Here is a 17095-nt window from a genome sequence, read left to right as displayed (position 1 = left end):
TTCTGTGTGCCCGGGCCATTGCTGGGCGTGAACGACGAAGGGCCCCCGGACCATGAGGTCCGGGGGCCCTTCGTCGTCCCGACACCGGGGCGAAAGCCCCGAATCACGCCGACGCGTACGCCCTTGGTGGTGCCGCGCTACGCCTTGGTGGTGTCCCTGTCCATCTCGTCCTCCAGCTCGTCCGGCTCACGCCCCGGCGTCTGGAGGTCGAACTTGGTGATCGCGAACCGGAAGATCACGTAGTAGACGAGGGCGAAACCCAGACCGATCGGAATGATCAGCCACGGTTTCGTCGCCAGGTTCCAGTTGATGACGTAGTCGATCAGGCCCGCCGAGAAGCTGAACCCGTCCTTCACCCCGAGCGCCCAGGTCACGGCCATCGACACACCCGTGAGCGCCGCGTGGATGGCGTACAGCACCGGGGCGACGAAGAGGAACGAGTACTCGATCGGCTCCGTGATGCCCGTGACGAACGAGGTCAGCGCGACCGACAGCATCAGGCCGCCCACCTCCTTGCGCCGCCGCGGCTTGGCGCAGTGGGTGATCGCCAGGGCGGCCGCCGGGAGCGCGAACATCATGATCGGGAAGAAGCCCGTCAGGAACTGGCCGGCCTCCGGGTCGCCCGCCAGGAACATGGGGATGTCGCCGTGAACCGTCGTGCCGTCCGGCCTCTCGTACGTGCCGAACTGGAACCAGATGGGCACGTTCAGGAACTGGTGCAGGCCGATCACGAGCAGCGCGCGGTTGGCGACACCGAAGATGCCCGAACCCCAGGCGCCGAGGCCCACCAGCCAGTCGCTGAAGTTCTCCAGCGCGTCGCCGATCGGCGGCCAGACCCACAGGCACAGGGAGGCGAAGGCGATCGCGACGAAGGTCATGATGATCGGGACGAGCCGGCGGCCGTTGAAGAAGCCCAGCCAGTCCACGAGCTTCTTCCGGTGGTAGCGCTGCCACAGCCAGGCCGTGAGCAAGCCGATGACGATGCCGCCGAAGACGCCCGGGTTCTGGTACGTGTAGCCGCTGAAGGCCTGCTCGGGTGCGAGGCAGCCGCCGTCGATGTCCACCGTGCCCTCGGGGCAGGTCTCGGGGAACTGGCGCAGGATGTTGAAGTAGACGAGGAAGCCCACCGTGGCCGCGAGCGCGGTCGAGCCGTCCGCCTTCTTCGCCATCCCGATCGCGACACCGATGCAGAACAGGAGGGGCAGTCCGAGGTTGCCGTCGAGCAGGGCGCCACCGGCGCCCGCCATCACCTTGGCGACGTTGTCCCACCCGAGCCCGTCCGCCCCGAAGACGTCCGGCTGCCCGAGGCGGTTGATGATGCCGGCCGCCGGGAGCACGGCGATGGGGAGCTGGAGACTGCGCCCCATCTTCTGCAGCCCCTGGAAGAAGCCGCCCCACATCGACTTCCGCGGCGCCCCCGCGGCGCTGTCCGTACTCATCGGCGTCCTCCCTGACCCGGAACAGGCCGGGCCCGACTCGCGTTGAGACTGGTGTAGACCAGTTGCGATAGGCTCCCGGGAGCCCGCTGAGGGCAGGCCGCCGGTGATCGTCATCATTCGGCAGAACGAGGGCGCTCGCCCGCGAAGTTGGGCCAACCGTGGGTTACCGTGACCAAGCGGACCTTCGGTGCGCCGAGACTCACGTTCTTCGAACAGGAACGGACAGGGAGAAACACATGGCCAGCAAGGCTGAGAAGATCGTCGCCGGGCTCGGCGGCATCGACAACATCGAAGAGGTCGAGGGCTGCATCACCCGCCTGCGCACCGAGGTCATCGACCCCAGCAAGGTCGACGAGGCCGCCCTCAAGGCCGCCGGCGCCCACGGCGTCGTGAAGATGGGCACCGCGATCCAGGTCGTCATCGGCACCGACGCCGACCCGATCGCCGCCGACATCGAAGACATGATGTGAGCAGCTGAGCCACCCGGCCTCGCGCCGAAGGGGGCCCGGTCCGACAGGGGACCGGGCCCCCTTCGCGTACGGCTACGCTCGACCCATGTCTCGTATCGACGGCCGTACCCCCGAACAGCTCCGCCCCGTCACCATCGAACGCGGATGGAGCAAGCACGCCGAGGGCTCCGTCCTCGTCTCCTTCGGCGACACCAAGGTCTTCTGCACCGCCTCCGTCACCGAAGGCGTCCCGCGCTGGCGCAAGGGCAGCGGCGAAGGCTGGGTCACCGGCGAGTACTCCATGCTCCCGCGCGCCACCAACACCCGCGGCGACCGCGAATCCGTCCGCGGCAAGATCGGCGGCCGCACGCACGAGATCTCCCGCCTCATCGGACGCTCCCTGCGCGCCGTCATCGACTACAAGGCCCTCGGCGAGAACACCATCGTCCTCGACTGCGACGTCCTCCAGGCCGACGGCGGCACCCGCACCGCCGCCATCACCGGCGCGTACGTCGCCCTCGCCGACGCGGTCGCCTGGGCCCAGGGCAAGAAGCTGGTCAAGGCCGGACGCAAGCCCCTCACCGGCACCGTCGCCGCCGTCTCCGTCGGCATCGTCGACGGCACCCCCCTCCTCGACCTCTGCTACGAGGAGGACGTCCGCGCCGAGACCGACATGAACGTCGTCTGCACCGGCGACGGCCGCTTCGTCGAGGTCCAGGGCACCGCCGAGGCCGAGCCCTTCGACCGCAAGGAGCTCAACGCCCTCCTCGACCTCGCCTCCGGCGGCTGCGCCGAACTCGCCGAGATCCAGCGCCAGGCGCTCGAAGGAACTCTCTAGCCCCCAGGGGCGTCTTCATGGACACGGGCGTACGGCAGGACCGTACGCCCGTCACCCATATCCCTCGGGGAGGACCCGTCTTGAAGCGCCGTCTCGCACTCGCCATGGCCTCGGCAGCCGTACTCACCACCACCCTCGTCGGCTGCGGAGCACTCGACAAGGCGATGGACTGTGTCGCCACCGCCGACGCGATAGCCACCAGCGTCGACAAGCTCTCGCAGGCCGTCTCCAACGCCTCGAACGACCCGACGCAGCTCAACGAGGCCCTGAACGAGATCTCCACGGAGCTCGGCAAGCTCCAGGACACCACGGACAACGCGGACCTCTCCAAGGCCGTGGACGACCTCACCAAGGGCGTCGAATCCGTGAAGAGCGCCGTCAACAACGGCGACACCACCCCGGACATCAAGCCGATCACCGACGCGGCCGCCGAGATCGGCAAGGTCTGCACCCCGGGATAATCGGGAGCATGACCCGTCTGATCCTCGCCACCCGCAACGCCGGAAAGATCACCGAACTCCACGCGATCCTCGCCGACGCAGGCCTCACCCACGAGCTCGTCGGCGCGGACGCGTACCCGGAGGTCCCCGACGTCAAGGAGACCGGCGTCACCTTCGCCGAGAACGCCCTCCTCAAGGCCCACGCCCTGGCCCAGGCCACCGGCCTGCCGGCCGTCGCCGACGACTCCGGCCTCTGCGTCGACGTCCTGAACGGCGCCCCCGGCATCTTCTCGGCCCGCTGGTCCGGCGCCCACGGCGACGACCGCGCCAACCTGGACCTGCTCCTGGCCCAGCTCGCCGACATCGACGCCCCCCACCGAGCCGCCCACTTCGCCTGCGCGGCGGCCCTGGCCCTCCCGGACGGCACGGAACGCGTCGTCGAGGGCCGCATGCCGGGCACCCTCCGCCACACCCCGGCCGGCACGAACGGCTTCGGCTACGACCCGATCCTCCAGCCGGCCGGCTACGAGGTGACGTGCGCGGAACTGTCCCCGCAGGAGAAGAACGCGATCAGCCACCGCGGCAAGGCGTTCAGGGCGCTGGTACCCGTGGTACGGGAGCTGCTGGGCTGACAGCGAGAGGGGCCGCCCTGTGTTGGGCGGCCCCTCTCCACGCGTGCGGCCGGTGGGACTCGAACCCACACGGGATTTCTCCCACGGCGTTCTAAGCGCCGCTTGGCTGCCAGTTACAACACGGCCGCGTACACGGCCATGGTAGCGGTCACCGTCAGCTCGCTTGCGAGGTGCGTCGACGTCCTCCTCGGCACCAGGTGCTGGTGATCGCGTGACAGTTGGGACAGAGGAGTCGCAGGTTCTCGGCGCGGTCGTCGCTCCAGTCGCCGTTGATGTGGTCGACCTCGAGGGTCATGGGTTTGCCGAGCCAGGCAGGTCCGGTGCCGCACCTTGAGCACTGCTCCGGAACACCGATCTCGGAGAGGGCGCGACGCAGGTGAACGGTCTTAGTTCGATGCTTGCCGTCGTGCTTCACCAGTAGGTCCACGGCCTTGCGCGGTGGATTTGTACCAGGCTTGGCGGCCTGATGAGCTTGCCCCAGGAAGTGTGCCGTCGAGAGGCCATCCTCGACGATCCACCGCTTCAGACACTCCTTCTGGCTTGAGCTCTCCGGTCTACCCAGGCGGCGCACGGTCTCCGCCAGGGAAACTGAACCAGCCACGGCTCCAGCGAGTTCGGCAGCCGACGGTCGGGGGCCACCCCTGCGGTAGTCGCGTCGACGGAGATGCGAGACGTCGATTTCGCAGTGCGCGAATCGGCGCCACAGATATTGGCGCAGGCGCCCGTACGGTCGCGTGCCGAAGAAGGCGATGACCTCCTCGATGTCACCGCATTTCGCGGCGGCCTCGATGAGCCGCTCCCGTGTGTAGCGGACTGCCTCGCTCATGCCCGGCGCCCCTTTGCTCGTCCCCGGTACGTGTCTGTCGTCGAGTGGCAGTTGGGACAGAGGAGCCGCAGGTTTTCCATCCGGTTGTTGCGCCAATTGCCGTCGATGTGATCGACCTCAAGCGGGAGGGGGTGTCCGAGCCACGTCGGTTCGATCCCGCAGAGGGCGCAGTGCTCCGTGACACCCATCGACCTGAGCGCACCCTTCAGGCGACTGCTTGGTACCCGCCGAGCTTGGCTCGGAAGCTGTTCGACCAGCAGGGCCTCGGGGTGGTTCGTCGGATGCTCTTGCCCACCTTGGGCGGCGGCTGAAAGTGCGAGGTGTCTAAGCCGTATGCCTTGATCCGGCGGCTGATGTTCGTGTGATGGCCGCCCACGGGGTCCAGTCCCAGGTGGCGCAGCACCTCGTACACGCTCGTCGACACCGCCACCACCGGCTCGAGTACTTCCCGCGTCCACTTCGCCCCCTCTCGCTCGAAGTGCGCCGTGTCCACCCCCAGCTTCCGCATCCGGTCCCGTACGTACCTCCGCGTGCCGCTCTTCGGGTCCGCCCCCAGCTTCTCCAGCGTCTCCGTCAGCGTCCGTGACGTGCCCGCCGCCTTCGCAAGCCGTTCCTTCGTGTACGCGCTCGCCCCCACGTGTCCCCTCCTTGTACGGATCTCGTACGGAGTAACGAGCCGAATATCGGACGGTCACTCCGCATTCCGTCCGAAATGCGGAACGGCCCGTACCGCCTCCGGGGCGTACGGGCCGTCCTTCACGGGTGCAGGGTCAGAACTTCGGCTCGGGTGCCCGGGCGAGAACCAGTTCCGCCGCCTCCTCCGGGGTCTCCACGCACGGGGGTGAGCCCTCCAGCGGGCGCTGGGCGGTCTCCTTCATGCAGGCCACCGCGATCACACCGACGAGCGCCGCGCCCATCGCGTAGTACGCCGGCATCAGACCGCTGCCGGTCGCGCCGATCAGGGCCGTGATGACCAGCGGGGTCGTGCCGCCGAAGAGCGAGGCCGACAGGTTGTACCCGACCGACAGGGAGCCGTAGCGCACATCGGTCGGGAAGAGCGCCGGGAGCGCCGCCGACATCGTGCCCAGCATGCAGACCAGCGACAGGCCGAGCATCAGCATGCCCGCCGTGATCGCCAGGACGCCGCCCTGGCGGATCAGCAGGAACGCGGGCAGCGACAGGAAGAGGAAGCCCAGCATGCCCGCCATCAGCACCGGCTTGCGCCCGAACCGGTCGTTGAGCCGCCCCACCTGAGCGATGATCAGCATCAGGAAGACCATCACGAGCAGCAGGATCAGCAGGCCGTGGGTCTCGCTGTAGCCGAGCTCGTCGGAGAGGTACGTCGGCATGTACGACAGCAGCATGTAGTCGGTGATGTTGTACGCGCCCACCAGGGCGATGCACAGGATCAGCGTCGGCCACTGCTGCCGGAAGATCTTCGCGAGGTCGCCCTTGGCGGAGGTCTCCACCGGGTCCGCCGCCTCCGAGGCGCGCACCGTGTCGCTCTCCAGCTTCCGGAACGCGGGCGTCTCGTCGAGCCGCATCCGCAGATAGAGGCCGACCAGGCCGAGCGGCCCCGCCACCAGGAACGGCACGCGCCAGCCCCACGCCTCCATCGTGTCGGAGCCGAGCCAGGTGGTGAGCGCCGTGACCAGGCCCGCCGCGCCGACGTAGCCCGCGAGTGTGCCGAACTCCAGGAAGCTGCCGAAGAAGCCGCGCCGGCGGTCCGGCGCGTACTCGGCGATGAACGTCGACGCGCCGCCGTACTCCCCGCCCGTGGAGAAGCCCTGGAGCATCCGGAAGAAGACCAGCAGGACCGGTGCCCAGAAGCCGATCGAGGCGTACGACGGGATCAGGCCGATCGCGAACGTGCCGACCGCCATGAGGATCATGGTCATGGCCAGGACCTTCTTGCGGCCGATCCGGTCACCCATCGGGCCGAACACCATGCCGCCCAGGGGGCGCACGAGGAACGCGACCGCGAAGGTCGCGAACGACGACAGCAGCTGCGCGGTCTCGTTCCCGGCGGGGAAGAAGACGTGGCCGAGCGTGACGGCGAGGTAGGCGTAGACGCCGAAGTCGAACCACTCCATGGCATTGCCCAGGGAGGCCGCCTTCACGGCGCGCCTGACGGCCGCGTCGTCGGTCACCGTGATGTCCGACCGTCGCAGGGGCGGCTGCTGCCGCCTCGTGATGGCCCGGAACAGCCGCGGATGCCGTCTGCGGGCTTCCTGGTCGGCCGCGGGGGCGGTGCGATCGGTCGCCGACATGACCGTACGTCCTTTCTCGGGGGGCAGTTCCAGGAAGGACGTCTGCGCGGTCAGGCCGATCACAAACGGAAACGCGCCGGAATTGAGGCCTCCGTCACGTTCCCGACGGAGGCCTCACGGGGCGGGGGGCAGGTGCGGGGGCACCTCAAGGCTCGGAGCCCTCAGGACCCGGAGCCCTCAGGACCCGGAGCCCTCAGGACCCGGAGCCCTCAGGGCCCCCGGTGCCGGTGTCGCCCAGGGTGTCGCAGGCTCAGGCCTCGATGGCCAGGTCCTTGATGATCTTGGCTACGTGGCCCGTCGCCTTCACGTTGTACAGCGCTCGCTCGACCTTGCCGTCCTCGTCGACGATCACCGTCGAGCGGATCACGCCCGTCACGGTCTTGCCGTACAGCTTCTTCTCGCCGAAGGCGCCGTACGCCTCCAGGGTCTCCTTCGACGGGTCGCCCACGAGCGTGACCTTCAGGTGCTCCTGCTCGCGGAATTTCGCCAGCTTCTCCGGCTTGTCGGGCGACACGCCGATGACGTCGTAGCCCGCGCCCGCCAGCAGCTCCAGGTTGTCCGTGAAGTCGCACGCCTGCTTGGTGCAGCCTGGAGTGAGCGCCGCGGGGTAGAAGTAGACGATGACCTTGCGGCCCTTGTGGTCCGCGAGCGAGACCTCGTTGCCGTCGGCGTCGGGCAGGGTGAAGGCGGGGGCGGTGTCGCCGGGCTGAAGTCGCTCGCTCATGGCTCTCCTCGGGGTGTCTGCGCGTACACGACCGAGCCTAATGGGGGCCTGAGACAGACCGCGGGCGGAGAAACTGAGAGACTGTCCGTCAACGACCGATTACGACTACGGAGGCAGCGCGGTGTCGGAGGCCAGGACCCCTGCGCAGATCGAGGCGGACATCGTCCGCCGGCGCGAGCAGCTTGCCGAGACTCTCGACGAGATCGGCATCCGGATGCACCCGAAGACGATCATCGGTGACGCGAAGGCGAAGGTCGCCTCCACGGTCGACCACACCGCCGGGCGGGCGTTCGTCGCCGTCAACCGGACCGTGTCCGACGTGAAGGCCCGGTTCGTCGGCGACGACGGCGCGCCGCGTCTGGAGCGGGTGGTTCCGGTGGCGCTGGTCGCCGTGGCCCTCGTCGGGCTGCTCGCGATGACGACGCGCAAGCGCAAGGGATGACCCCTCCCGGGTACGGACGACACGCCCGGACAGGTAGGTTCGAGTCGTGAGCGACAACACCCACGACAAGCTGCCCATCCGGATGCTCCACGACCGTGTCCTGGTCCGGACCGACACCCCGGAGGGGGAGCGGCGCTCGGGCGGCGGCATCCTCATTCCGGCGACCGCCGCCGTCGGCCGCCGACTGGCCTGGGCCGAGGTCGTCGCGGTCGGCCAGAACGTCCGTACGGTCGAGACGGGTGACCGGGTGCTGTACGACCCGGAGGACCGCGCCGAGGTCGAGGTGCGGGGTGTCGCGTACGTCCTGATGCGGGAGCGCGACCTGCACGCGGTGGCCGCGGACCGGTTCGAGGGTTCGAAGGACACCACCGGGCTGTACCTGTAGGACGCCGCACAGCGCTCCGCGCGAAGGCCTGGTGACCGGTGTCACCAGGCCTTTCGTCTCTTCCTTGCTACCTTGGACACACCCGACGAGACGCGCCGTACCGGGCAGTACGCAAAGACGACGCACTCCTGTTGTTCCGTCTCGCGGAGGTGTTCGTCGTCATGGCCTGGGTTCTTCTCATCGTCGCCGGTCTGCTCGAGGTCGGCTGGTCCATCGGCATGAAGTACACGGACGGGTTCACCCGTCTCTGGCCGAGCGTCTTCACGGGCGCCGGGATCGTCGCCTCGATGCTGCTGCTGTCGCACGCGGCCAGGACGCTGCCGATCGGTACGGCGTACGGCGTGTGGGTCGGTATCGGCGCGGCCGGCGCGGCGGTGCTCGGCATGGTGGTGCTCGGTGAGCCGGCGACCGCCGCGCGGATCTTCTTCGTCTGTCTGCTGCTGGTGGCCGTGGTGGGGCTGAAGGCGACCTCGGGTCACTGACGCGGCAGCTGCTCCTCCGGCTGCGCGGCCGGCTCTGATCGTAGGATCTGGTGGTCCGGTGTTCCCGTCCCGGGTCGCGGGGGCTGCTGCTCCGGCTGGACCGTCTCAAGGCGGGGCTGCGGTTCCTTCTCCGGACGCGGTAGCTGAGGCGCTTGAGGTGTCTGAGGCACCTGAGGCAGCTGGGGCGCCTCAGGAAGGCGCGGCTGCCGCGGGCCCTTCGGTCCCGCCTGGCCCAGCTGCTCCTCCTCCGGTTCCTCCTGATCCTCCCGCTCCTCCCAACCCTCCTCGGCCGGTCCGTCCGGGCCCTCCGGTCCGTCCGGCTGAGGAGGTCGCAGGGGTGCCAGCCACTCCTCCGCCCCCTCGCCCGGCTCGAGTTCGAATTCCCGCGCCTCCGTGCCCGCCAGCGCCTCCCGGGTGAAGTGCCCCCAGATCTCCGCCGGCGTCCCGCCTCCGTTGATCCGGTTCTGCCCGAGCGCGCCGTACAGCGGCTTCTGCTCGCCCGTGTCGGGGTCCTGGCCCATCACCGTGACGACCGTCGCGAGGTCCGGGGTGTAGCCCGCGAACCAGGCGGCCTTGTCGTCCTCGGCGGTGCCCGTCTTGCCGGCGGCCGGGCGGCCCGCGGTCAGGGCCGCCGTTCCCGTACCGCTCTCCACGACGCTGCGCAGGACGTGCGTCGTCGTGTCGGCGGCCTCCCTGCTCACGGCCTGCCGGGTGTCGGACGACGGCAGGTTCAGGTCCTGGCCGTCCTTGGTGACCCGTTCGACGAGCGTGTACGTGCCGTGGCGGCCGTGGTTGGCGAGGGTGGCGTACGCCTCGGCCATGTCGAGGGCGCTCGCGGTGGCGGGGCCGAGCGCGATGGAGGGGGAGCCGTTGAGGTCGGGGGTGCGGGCGGGCAGGCCGAGGGCGACGGCGGTCTCCTTGACCCTCGCGGGTCCGACGTCCACGGCCATCTGCGCGTACACGGTGTTGACCGAGCTGTCGGTGGCGGTCCGGACGGTGATGTCGCCGTACGAGGCGTCGTCCTCGTTGGCGGGGGCGTAGTGGGCGCCGTGCCAGCCCTGCACGGGGCGCTTGTCGGCGCCGTCGTAGTAGGTGTTCGGGGTGATGGGCTCGCCGTCCTGGGTGAGCGAGGCGTGTTCGATCGCGGCGGTGAGGACGAAGGGCTTGAAGGTGGAGCCGACCTGGTAGTCGCGGCGGGTGGCGTTGTTGACGTACTGCCTGGTGTAGTCGACGCCGCCGTACATCGCGACGACGCGGCCGGTCGACGGCTCGATGGCCGCGCCGCCGACCCGTACGAAGCGGTCGACGGGGTTGCGCGCGGGGTCGAGCCGGGACATGACCTTGTCGTCGACGGCGGTGACGAAGGCGTCCTGCTTGTCCTTCTCCAGGGTGGTGGTGATGCGGAAGCCGCCGCGGGCGAGGGTGTTCTCGTCGAGGACGCCGTGGGAGGCGAGGTACTCCTCGACGGCCTGGACGATGTAGCCGCGCTGTCCGGAGAGCCCGGTGGCGGGGCGCGCGGTCTGGGGCGTGGGGAAGACGGCGTCGGCGCGGTCGGCGCGGGAGAGCCACCTCTCCTTGACCATGCCGTCCAGGACGTAGTTCCAGCGGGCGAGCGCGCGGGGCCGGTTCTCGGGGTGGGTGGCGACGTCGTAGGCGCTGGGGGCGTTGAGGAGGGAGGCGAGGTACGCGCCTTCGGCGGTGTCGAGTTCGGCGGCCTCCTTGCCGTAGTAGGCGCGGGCGGCGGCCTGGATGCCGTAGGCGTTGCGGCCGAAGTAACTGGTGTTCAGATAGCCCTCGAGGATCTCGTCCTTGCTCTTCTCGCGGTTGAGTTTGATCGCGATGAAGAACTCCTTCACCTTGCGGGTGACGGTCTGTTCCTGGCCGAGGTAGTAGTTCTTGACGTACTGCTGGGTGATGGTGGAGCCGGACTGGCGGCCCTTGCCGGTGAGCGTGTTCCAGGCGGCGCGGACCATGGCCTTGGGGTCGACGGCGCGCGCGGAGGAGAAGTCGCGGTCCTCGGCGGCGAGCACGGCCTGCTGGACGGTGAGGGGGATGTGCGCGAGGCGTACGTTCTCGCGGTTGACCTCGCCGTCGCGGACGATCTGGGTGCCGTCGCGGTAGAGGTACACGTTGGACTGGGCGGTCGCGGCGGCGTTGGCGGGCGGGATATCGACGAGGAGGTAGCCGGCGACGAATCCGGCGGCCAGCAGCAGGGTGCCGAAGAGGGCGGTGTGCAGGAGCGCGCGCAGGATGCGCCGGGGGCGTGAGCGCCGGGCGCGCCGGGGCTTCCCGGGTGGCGGCGGGGGTGTGGCGGGGACGGTGGGGTCCCTCGGCGTCCAGCCGGGCCGGTGTGGAGGGGCTGGCTGGTCGTCGCGCATGTCTGGAACTCCCGTACCGGATGAAGGAGGCATGACCTTCCCCATAGTGCACGTATCAGGACGGAACCTGATGAATGCGACTCGAAAACGACTCGCGGTGGCGGAGTGCGGGCCGCTAGGGTCGGGCGCTTTGGTGTGGGTTCGGTGCCAGGAGGAGGGGCGACGCGACATGCTGCGGCTGTATGCGACGGTGGCCGCGGGTGGCTTCCGGCGCCATGCCACGTATCGGTTGGCGACGGCGGCGGGGGTGTTCACCAACACCGTCTTCGGCTTCATCCTGGCGTACACCTATATGGCCCTGTGGGACGCGCGACCCCAGCTGGGCGGCTACGACATGGCGGACGCGCTCGCCTATGTGTGGATCGGCCAGGGGCTGATCACCGTGTGCGGGCTGATGGGCGGCGGGTTCGAGGACGAGCTGATCGAGCGCATCCGTACGGGTGACATCGCCGTCGACCTGTACCGGCCGGCGGACCTCCAGGCCTGGTGGTTCTCGGCCAACGCGGGCCGGTGCGCGTATCAGTTGCTCGGCCGCGGTGTGGCGCCGATGGCGGTCGGGGCGCTCGCCTTCGACTTCCGTCTGCCGTCGCGGCCGTCGACCTGGCTCGCGTTCCTGCTGGCGATCGCGCTGGGGGCGACGGTCGGTTTCGCGATCTGGTACCTGGTCGCGATGTCCGCCTTCTGGCTGATGGACGGTCAGGGGGTGGTGCAGGTGGCGTGGCTGGGCGGGCTGTTCTTCTCCGGGATGCTGCTGCCGCTGAACGTCTTCCCGGGCGCGCTCGGCGAGGTGGCGCGGGTGCTGCCGTGGGCGTCGCTGCTCCAGATCCCGGCGGACGTGTACCTGGAGCGGTACGAGGGGTGGGGGCTCCTCGGGGCGTACGGCTTCCAGCTGTGCTGGGCGGCGGTGCTGCTGCTCGCGGGCCGGGTCGCGCAGTCGCTGGCGACGCGGAAGGTGGTGGTGCAGGGTGGGTGAGACGTCCGAGCTCCAGGACCCGGGGCGTACGGGCTCCGGGGGTAGGGGCTCCGGGGATACGGACTCTGGGAGTACGCGCTCCGGTGGTACGGACTCCGGGAGCACGGAGTCCTGGCGTACGGACTCCGGGGATACGGACTCCCGGCGTACGGACTCCGGGGATTCGGACGGGACGCTGCCGACGCCCGGGGAGCCGTGGCCCACGTCCTGGCGCTCGTCCTGGCGCATGTCCTGGCGTACGTACCGGATGGTCGCCGGGATGTGGATCCGTTCGACGATGACGTACCGCACGTCGTTCGCCCTGACCCTCGTCACCTCCTTCTGCGTCACGTTCTTCGACTTCGTCGTCATCCTGCTGATGTTCGGTCAGGTGAAGGGTCTGGGCGGCTTCTCCTTCGCCGAGGTCGCGTTCCTGTACGGGACGGCCGGCACGTCCTTCGGGATCGCGGACCTGACGATGGGATCGCTCCAGCGGATGGGCAGGCGGGTGCGGGACGGCTCGCTCGACCTGTTCCTGATGCGTCCGGCGCCGGTGCTCGCGCAGGTGGCGGCGGACAAGTTCGCGCTGCGGCGGCTCGGCCGGGTGGCGCAGGGTCTGTTCGTGCTGGTCTGGGCGCTGCTCGTCCTGGACGTGGAGTGGACGGCGGTGAAGGTGCTGCTCCTGCCGGTGATGCTGGTGAGCGGCGCGGTGATCTTCGCGGCGGTGATGGTGGTGGGGGCGTCGGCGCTGTTCTGGGCGCAGGACGCGGCGGAGGTGACCAACGCGTTCACGTACGGCGGGAACACGCTGTTGCAGTACCCGCCGGCGATCTTCGCGCAGGACCTGGTGCGGGGTGTCGTGTACGTCGTACCGCTGGCGTTCGTGAACTGGCTGCCGGCGCTGTACGTGCTGGGGCGGCCCGCTCCGGCCGGTGTGCCGTCCGCGCTGGCGTTCGCGTCGCCGCTGGTGGCGCTGGTGGCGTGTGTCCTCGCGGGGTGGGCGTGGCGCGCCGGACTCCGTTCGTACCGAAGCACAGGGAGCTGAGGCATGGCCTTCATCGAGCTGGACGGTGTGGAGAAGGTCTTCACGGTGCGCAGACGGGCGGGGCTGCTGCGCCGCGAGAAGCGTGAGGTGCGGGCGGTCGACGGGATCGGCTTCGGTGTGGAGCGCGGCGAGATGGTCGGCTACATCGGTCCGAACGGCGCGGGGAAGTCGACGACGATCAAGATGCTGACGGGCATCCTCACACCGAGCGGGGGACGGCTGCGGGTCGCGGGCATCGACCCGGCGCGGGAGCGGACGCGGCTCGCGCAGCGGATCGGGGTGGTGTTCGGCCAGCGGACGACGCTGTGGTGGGACCTGCCGCTGAAGGACTCGTACCGGCTGATGCACCGGATGTACCGCATCCCGGACGACCGGTTCGCCGCCAATCTCGCGCGCTGCGTGGAGCTCCTGGAGCTGGGTGAGCTGCTCGACGTACCCGTACGGCAGCTGTCGCTGGGCCAGCGGATGCGCGGCGACATCGCGGCGGCGCTGCTGCACGACCCGGATGTGCTGTACCTGGACGAGCCGACGATCGGCCTGGATGTGGTGTCGAAGGCGCGGGTACGGGAGTTCCTGCGCGAGCTCAACGCCTCGCGGGGCACGACCGTCCTGCTGACGACGCATGATCTGACGGACATCGAGCAGCTGTGCAAGCGGGTGATGGTGATCGACCACGGGCGGCTGATGTACGACGGGGAGCTGGCGGGGCTGCACGAGGTGGGGGCCGGTGAGCGTCAACTGGTGGTGGACCTGGAACGGGAGCTGCCGCCGATCGAGCTGCCGGGGGCGCGCTTCGTACGGTCGGAGGGCGGCGGGGTGCGGCAGGTCCTCGCCTTCCCCGCCTCGGCATCGGCGGCGCCGCTCGTGGCGGCGGTGGCACGGGCCTACCCGCTGGTGGATCTGTCGGTGCGGGAACCGGACATCGAGGCCGTGATCGCGAAGATGTACGGGGATCGGGAACTTGAGGTGCGCCCGGGAAGTCCCTGATGTAGGGAGGTGGGGTGATGAGCGACACGAAGACACCGCTGGTCGCGTTCTCGTACACGGCGGCGGACGCGGAGCGGCACCGAGGCGTGCGCCGCATGAAGAGCCTCGCCACGGGCCTTCTGGTCTTGGTGGCGGTCATCTACGCGCTGGCGACGTGGGCGGAGAACGCGGGCTGGGGGGCCTGGACCGGCTACGTGGCGGCCGCGGCGGAGGCCGGCATGGTGGGTGCGCTGGCGGACTGGTTCGCGGTGACGGCGCTGTTCCGGCGGCCGCTGGGTCTGCCGATCCCGCACACGGCGATCATCCCGACGAAGAAGGACCAGCTGGGGACCACGCTGGGGTCCTTCGTCGGCGAGAACTTCCTGTCGGCGGATGTCGTACGGGGACGGCTGCACGCGCTCGGCATCGCGGGCCGCCTGGGCGCGTGGCTGGCGGACCCGGACCACGCGGACCGGGTGACGCGCGAACTGTCGACGGCTCTGCGGGGCGCTCTGACGGTCCTGCGGGACGCGGACGTCCAGGCGGTGGTCGGCGAGGCGATCACGCGGCGGGCGGAGGCGGTGGAGGTCGCGCCGGGCATCGGCAAGACCCTGGAGAAGATCGTCACGGACGGGGCGCACCACCGGGCGGTGGACCTGGTGTGCGCGCGGGCGCACGACTGGCTGGTCTTCCACGGGGACTCGGTGATGGACGCGGTCCAGGGCGGTGCGCCGGGCTGGACGCCGCGTTTCGTGGACCGCAAGGTGGGCGAGCGGGTCTACAAGGAGCTGCTGCGCTTCGTCACGGAGATGCGGGACATGCCGGGGCACCCGGCGCGCGGCGCGATCGACCGCTTCCTGACGGACTTCGCGGCCGACCTCCAGGGGGACACGGAGACGCGTGCGCGGGTGGAACGCCTGAAGGGGGAGCTGCTGGCGCGTCCGGAGGTGCAGGACATCATCGCCTCGGCGTGGGCGTCGGTACGTGGCGTCATCATCGCGGCGGCGGAGGACGAGAACAGCCAGCTCCGCCTGCGGGCGCGGGCGTCCCTGATCTCCCTGGGCGGCCGGCTGGTGACGGACAAGCGCCTGCAGACGAAGGTCGAGGGGTGGGCGGAGGACGCGGCGGCCTATGTGGTCACGACGTACCGGACGGAGATCACGTCACTGATCAGCGACACGGTGGCGAGCTGGGACGCGGACCAGACGTCGAAGAAGATCGAGGCGAACATCGGCCGGGACCTCCAGTTCATCCGCATCAACGGCACGGTGGTGGGCGCGCTGGCGGGCCTGCTGATCTACACGGTGAGCCACGCGCTGGGCGGGTAGCAGGGCCGGACCTCGGGGGGTGCGCTGGGCGGGTAGGGAGGTAGGGGAACCCACCCGCCCAGCGCTCATGGGGAGGGCACCGAGTAATACGGGCGGAAGTCCCGGGGCGTTCAACGCCCTTCGGACTTCAGCCCTTGTTACGGGTGACGGCCCAGGAGGCGCCGGCCATGGCCCCGGCGACGGAGAACACGGCGGGCCAGGCGCCGACCTTCTTGGCGAGCGGATGCGACCCGGCGAACGCGGCGACATACGCACCGGTCAGCGCGGCAGCGGCCTTCCCTCCGGCCACCTGCTGCCACTCCCGTGCGGCAAGGCCCCCGGCGGCGGCCAGCACGACGCCCCCGAGGGGCCGCTTCTTGGTCCACCGAGCGACGGCATACCCACCGACGAGCCGGGCGGCGGCTATGGCGGGGGAGGGGATGCGGGGCATGAGGGCGGCCTTTCGGACGACGGGACGTCTACGCGTACGAGCCTAACTTCACCCCTCACACCCGACGCCGTCCCCATCCCGGTCGAGGTGCCGCCCGTACCCGGGGTCACCGCGGCGCACGGGCGCGGCGCCGGCGTCCCGGGCGGCGCTGCAGTTCGCGTAGTACGTACTCCCGCCACCGCTGCCTCCAGTGGAGGACCCACCGGAGCCTCCGGAACCCCCGGAGCCCCCGGAGTACGGCTCGCACCCCACTCCGTCTCCGTCGCGATCGAGGTGGCTCCCGTACCCGGGATCACCACGCCGCACGGGCGCCGCGCCCGCGTCACGTGCGGCGTCGCAGTTCCGGTAGGAGACGACGGGCGGCGCCGGCTTCTGGGTACGGGCCGGGGTGGGCTTCGGGGTGGGAGTGGGGGTGGGGCTCGGGGTGGGGCTGGGTGTCACGACGGGCGCGGCGACGGTGATGCGCACGACCGCGGTGCCACTGGCTGTGCCGGGGGAGCGCTGCTCGACCCGATAGGTGAACTCGTCCTCCCCCACGTACCCCGCTGCCGGCGTGTAGGTGATGGAGTCCCCCTCGACGGCGGCAGTCCCATGGCCGGGCGGCGCGTCGACGGTCAGCTCGTACTCGCTCCCGCCCCACACACTGGCCAGCGACTGCTCCCCACCGCCCGCCGCCTCGGTCGCGGTGTCGTTGGCGAGCACGTCGACGACGATCTCCGAGGCCGCGGCGTCCTCGACATCATCAACCAGCTTCAGGGCGATCCCCGGCGTGGGCGTGGCACTGGCAGCCACCGCGTCCACCGACCCGCCCTCACCGGCCCCGCCACCCCCACACCCCGCGAGCACCACGACAGCCAACGCCGCGGCCGTCCCAACCCTCGCTCTACGCCCGAGGCACATCTCTCGCACACGCACAACAAGCCCCCACGGCATTTCCGGAGACGGAGAAGGCACTGATGCTGCCACGCTCATGAGAGAGATGTGGTGGAATCATGAATTCCAAGTGAAGATCATCTTCTCTACGTTGAGGGCCGCCAAGCGGGGCGCCGACCACCCGGTGCACTCCACG

Annotated in this window: 18 protein-coding genes, 1 tRNA gene, 1 pseudogene and 1 riboswitch; of the genes and pseudogenes, 11 read left to right on the top strand and 9 right to left on the bottom strand. The window is 70.0% G+C overall.

The window, feature by feature from the left end:
* Window positions 1-137: 137 nt before the first annotated feature.
* Window positions 138-1439 carry a PTS transporter subunit EIIC gene (locus ACZ3OF_RS26460; RefSeq protein WP_361673675.1) on the bottom strand — a complete coding sequence of 434 codons (1302 nt, stop codon included), beginning with the start codon at window positions 1437-1439 and terminating at the stop codon, window positions 138-140.
* Window positions 1440-1675: 236 nt separating this feature from the next.
* On the opposite strand from ACZ3OF_RS26460, the gene ACZ3OF_RS26455 reads away from it, so the two are divergent.
* The 4 genes from ACZ3OF_RS26455 to rdgB all read left to right on the top strand — a co-directional run bounded on the left by ACZ3OF_RS26455 (window position 1676) and on the right by rdgB (window position 3798).
* On the top strand, window positions 1676-1909 hold the full coding sequence (locus ACZ3OF_RS26455; RefSeq protein ID WP_019886687.1) for a PTS sugar transporter subunit IIB: 234 nt from the start codon (window positions 1676-1678) through the stop codon (window positions 1907-1909).
* Between the two features lie 85 nt (window positions 1910-1994).
* Entirely contained in the window at window positions 1995-2726 is a 732-nt protein-coding gene (gene rph / locus ACZ3OF_RS26450; RefSeq protein ID WP_361673673.1) for a ribonuclease PH, read from the top strand.
* Window positions 2727-2830: 104 nt separating this feature from the next.
* On the top strand, window positions 2831-3187 hold the full coding sequence (locus tag ACZ3OF_RS26445; RefSeq protein WP_361673846.1) for a hypothetical protein: 357 nt from the start codon (window positions 2831-2833) through the stop codon (window positions 3185-3187).
* Window positions 3188-3195: 8 nt separating this feature from the next.
* Window positions 3196-3798, top strand: coding sequence for an RdgB/HAM1 family non-canonical purine NTP pyrophosphatase (rdgB, locus tag ACZ3OF_RS26440; RefSeq protein ID WP_467307178.1), 603 nt, complete (start codon window positions 3196-3198; stop codon window positions 3796-3798).
* Between the two features lie 44 nt (window positions 3799-3842).
* On the opposite strand, the gene ACZ3OF_RS26435 is transcribed toward rdgB, so the two are convergent.
* The 5 genes and pseudogenes from ACZ3OF_RS26435 to bcp all read right to left on the bottom strand — a co-directional run bounded on the left by ACZ3OF_RS26435 (window position 3843) and on the right by bcp (window position 7618).
* Window positions 3843-3926, bottom strand: a tRNA-Leu gene (locus ACZ3OF_RS26435).
* Between the two features lie 26 nt (window positions 3927-3952).
* A complete protein-coding gene (locus ACZ3OF_RS26430; protein WP_467307176.1) occupies window positions 3953-4624 on the bottom strand; it encodes an HNH endonuclease in 672 nt (223 codons plus the stop codon).
* Window positions 4621-5261, bottom strand: a pseudogene (locus ACZ3OF_RS26425) (HNH endonuclease signature motif containing protein). The gene ACZ3OF_RS26430 and the pseudogene ACZ3OF_RS26425 overlap by 4 nt, the downstream one beginning before the upstream one ends.
* 133 nt (window positions 5262-5394) lie before the next feature.
* Entirely contained in the window at window positions 5395-6894 is a 1500-nt protein-coding gene (gene proP, locus ACZ3OF_RS26420; protein ID WP_361673667.1) for a glycine betaine/L-proline transporter ProP, read from the bottom strand.
* Window positions 6895-7144: 250 nt separating this feature from the next.
* A complete protein-coding gene (gene bcp, locus ACZ3OF_RS26415) occupies window positions 7145-7618 on the bottom strand; it encodes a thioredoxin-dependent thiol peroxidase (protein ID WP_361439529.1) in 474 nt (157 codons plus the stop codon).
* Between the two features lie 121 nt (window positions 7619-7739).
* On the opposite strand from bcp, the gene ACZ3OF_RS26410 reads away from it, so the two are divergent.
* The 3 genes from ACZ3OF_RS26410 (at window position 7740) to ACZ3OF_RS26400 (ending at window position 8927) form a co-directional block, all read left to right on the top strand.
* A complete protein-coding gene (locus ACZ3OF_RS26410; RefSeq protein ID WP_361673665.1) occupies window positions 7740-8060 on the top strand; it encodes a DUF3618 domain-containing protein in 321 nt (106 codons plus the stop codon).
* Between the two features lie 46 nt (window positions 8061-8106).
* A complete protein-coding gene (locus ACZ3OF_RS26405) occupies window positions 8107-8445 on the top strand; it encodes a GroES family chaperonin (RefSeq protein WP_361673663.1) in 339 nt (112 codons plus the stop codon).
* 61 nt (window positions 8446-8506) lie between these two features.
* A riboswitch (guanidine-III (ykkC-III) riboswitch) is annotated at window positions 8507-8572 on the top strand.
* Between the two features lie 34 nt (window positions 8573-8606).
* Entirely contained in the window at window positions 8607-8927 is a 321-nt protein-coding gene (locus ACZ3OF_RS26400; RefSeq protein WP_361673661.1) for a DMT family transporter, read from the top strand.
* Here ACZ3OF_RS26400 and ACZ3OF_RS26395 read toward each other — a convergent pair.
* The gene (locus ACZ3OF_RS26395; RefSeq protein WP_467307172.1) at window positions 8921-11305 is read right to left on the bottom strand and encodes a transglycosylase domain-containing protein; all 2385 of its coding nucleotides are present in this window, start codon (window positions 11303-11305) and stop codon (window positions 8921-8923) included. The genes ACZ3OF_RS26400 and ACZ3OF_RS26395 overlap by 7 nt on opposite strands.
* A 172-nt stretch (window positions 11306-11477) precedes the next feature.
* Between ACZ3OF_RS26395 and ACZ3OF_RS26390 the strand changes: the two genes are divergently transcribed.
* From ACZ3OF_RS26390 to ACZ3OF_RS26375, 4 genes are all read left to right on the top strand, one after another.
* Complete coding sequence (locus ACZ3OF_RS26390) at window positions 11478-12278, top strand: ABC transporter permease (RefSeq protein WP_361673844.1); 801 nt, start codon at window positions 11478-11480, stop codon at window positions 12276-12278.
* Window positions 12279-12504: 226 nt separating this feature from the next.
* Window positions 12505-13302 carry an ABC transporter permease gene (locus tag ACZ3OF_RS26385; protein ID WP_361673657.1) on the top strand — a complete coding sequence of 266 codons (798 nt, stop codon included), beginning with the start codon at window positions 12505-12507 and terminating at the stop codon, window positions 13300-13302.
* A 3-nt stretch (window positions 13303-13305) separates the two neighbouring features.
* Window positions 13306-14289 (top strand): ABC transporter ATP-binding protein, encoded by a 984-nt coding sequence (locus ACZ3OF_RS26380; RefSeq protein WP_361439535.1) that lies wholly within the window; start codon window positions 13306-13308, stop codon window positions 14287-14289.
* Window positions 14290-14306: 17 nt separating this feature from the next.
* A complete protein-coding gene (locus ACZ3OF_RS26375; protein ID WP_361673655.1) occupies window positions 14307-15596 on the top strand; it encodes a DUF445 domain-containing protein in 1290 nt (429 codons plus the stop codon).
* A gap of 127 nt (window positions 15597-15723) precedes the next feature.
* Here the strand turns inward: ACZ3OF_RS26375 and ACZ3OF_RS26370 are convergent, their stop codons facing one another.
* Window positions 15724-16026 (bottom strand): hypothetical protein, encoded by a 303-nt coding sequence (locus ACZ3OF_RS26370; protein ID WP_467307169.1) that lies wholly within the window; start codon window positions 16024-16026, stop codon window positions 15724-15726.
* Between the two features lie 48 nt (window positions 16027-16074).
* Complete coding sequence (locus ACZ3OF_RS26365; RefSeq protein WP_467307167.1) at window positions 16075-16818, bottom strand: excalibur calcium-binding domain-containing protein; 744 nt, start codon at window positions 16816-16818, stop codon at window positions 16075-16077.
* Window positions 16819-17095: the final 277 nt, after the last annotated feature.

Source organism: Streptomyces sp. NPDC022552, from assembly GCF_055561875.1.
Note: the sequence above shows the minus strand (reverse complement) of the source record. Positions and strands in the feature narration are given on the sequence as shown.

What these genes read in the sequence shown, in the direction of transcription:
- ACZ3OF_RS26460 (WP_361673675.1), bottom strand. Translation starts at nt 1,439, where the DNA reads ATGAGTACGGACAGCGCCGCGGGGGCGCCGCGGAAGTCGATGTGGGGC.
- ACZ3OF_RS26455 (WP_019886687.1), top strand. Translation starts at nt 1,676, where the DNA reads ATGGCCAGCAAGGCTGAGAAGATCGTCGCCGGGCTCGGCGGCATCGAC.
- rph (WP_361673673.1), top strand. Translation starts at nt 1,995, where the DNA reads ATGTCTCGTATCGACGGCCGTACCCCCGAACAGCTCCGCCCCGTCACC.
- ACZ3OF_RS26445 (WP_361673846.1), top strand. Translation starts at nt 2,831, where the DNA reads ATGGCCTCGGCAGCCGTACTCACCACCACCCTCGTCGGCTGCGGAGCA.
- rdgB (WP_467307178.1), top strand. Translation starts at nt 3,196, where the DNA reads ATGACCCGTCTGATCCTCGCCACCCGCAACGCCGGAAAGATCACCGAA.
- ACZ3OF_RS26430 (WP_467307176.1), bottom strand. Translation starts at nt 4,624, where the DNA reads ATGAGCGAGGCAGTCCGCTACACACGGGAGCGGCTCATCGAGGCCGCC.
- proP (WP_361673667.1), bottom strand. Translation starts at nt 6,894, where the DNA reads ATGTCGGCGACCGATCGCACCGCCCCCGCGGCCGACCAGGAAGCCCGC.
- bcp (WP_361439529.1), bottom strand. Translation starts at nt 7,618, where the DNA reads ATGAGCGAGCGACTTCAGCCCGGCGACACCGCCCCCGCCTTCACCCTG.
- ACZ3OF_RS26400 (WP_361673661.1), top strand. Translation starts at nt 8,607, where the DNA reads ATGGCCTGGGTTCTTCTCATCGTCGCCGGTCTGCTCGAGGTCGGCTGG.
- ACZ3OF_RS26395 (WP_467307172.1), bottom strand. Translation starts at nt 11,305, where the DNA reads ATGCGCGACGACCAGCCAGCCCCTCCACACCGGCCCGGCTGGACGCCG.
- ACZ3OF_RS26385 (WP_361673657.1), top strand. Translation starts at nt 12,505, where the DNA reads ATGTCCTGGCGTACGTACCGGATGGTCGCCGGGATGTGGATCCGTTCG.
- ACZ3OF_RS26380 (WP_361439535.1), top strand. Translation starts at nt 13,306, where the DNA reads ATGGCCTTCATCGAGCTGGACGGTGTGGAGAAGGTCTTCACGGTGCGC.
- ACZ3OF_RS26375 (WP_361673655.1), top strand. Translation starts at nt 14,307, where the DNA reads ATGAGCGACACGAAGACACCGCTGGTCGCGTTCTCGTACACGGCGGCG.
- ACZ3OF_RS26370 (WP_467307169.1), bottom strand. Translation starts at nt 16,026, where the DNA reads ATGCCCCGCATCCCCTCCCCCGCCATAGCCGCCGCCCGGCTCGTCGGT.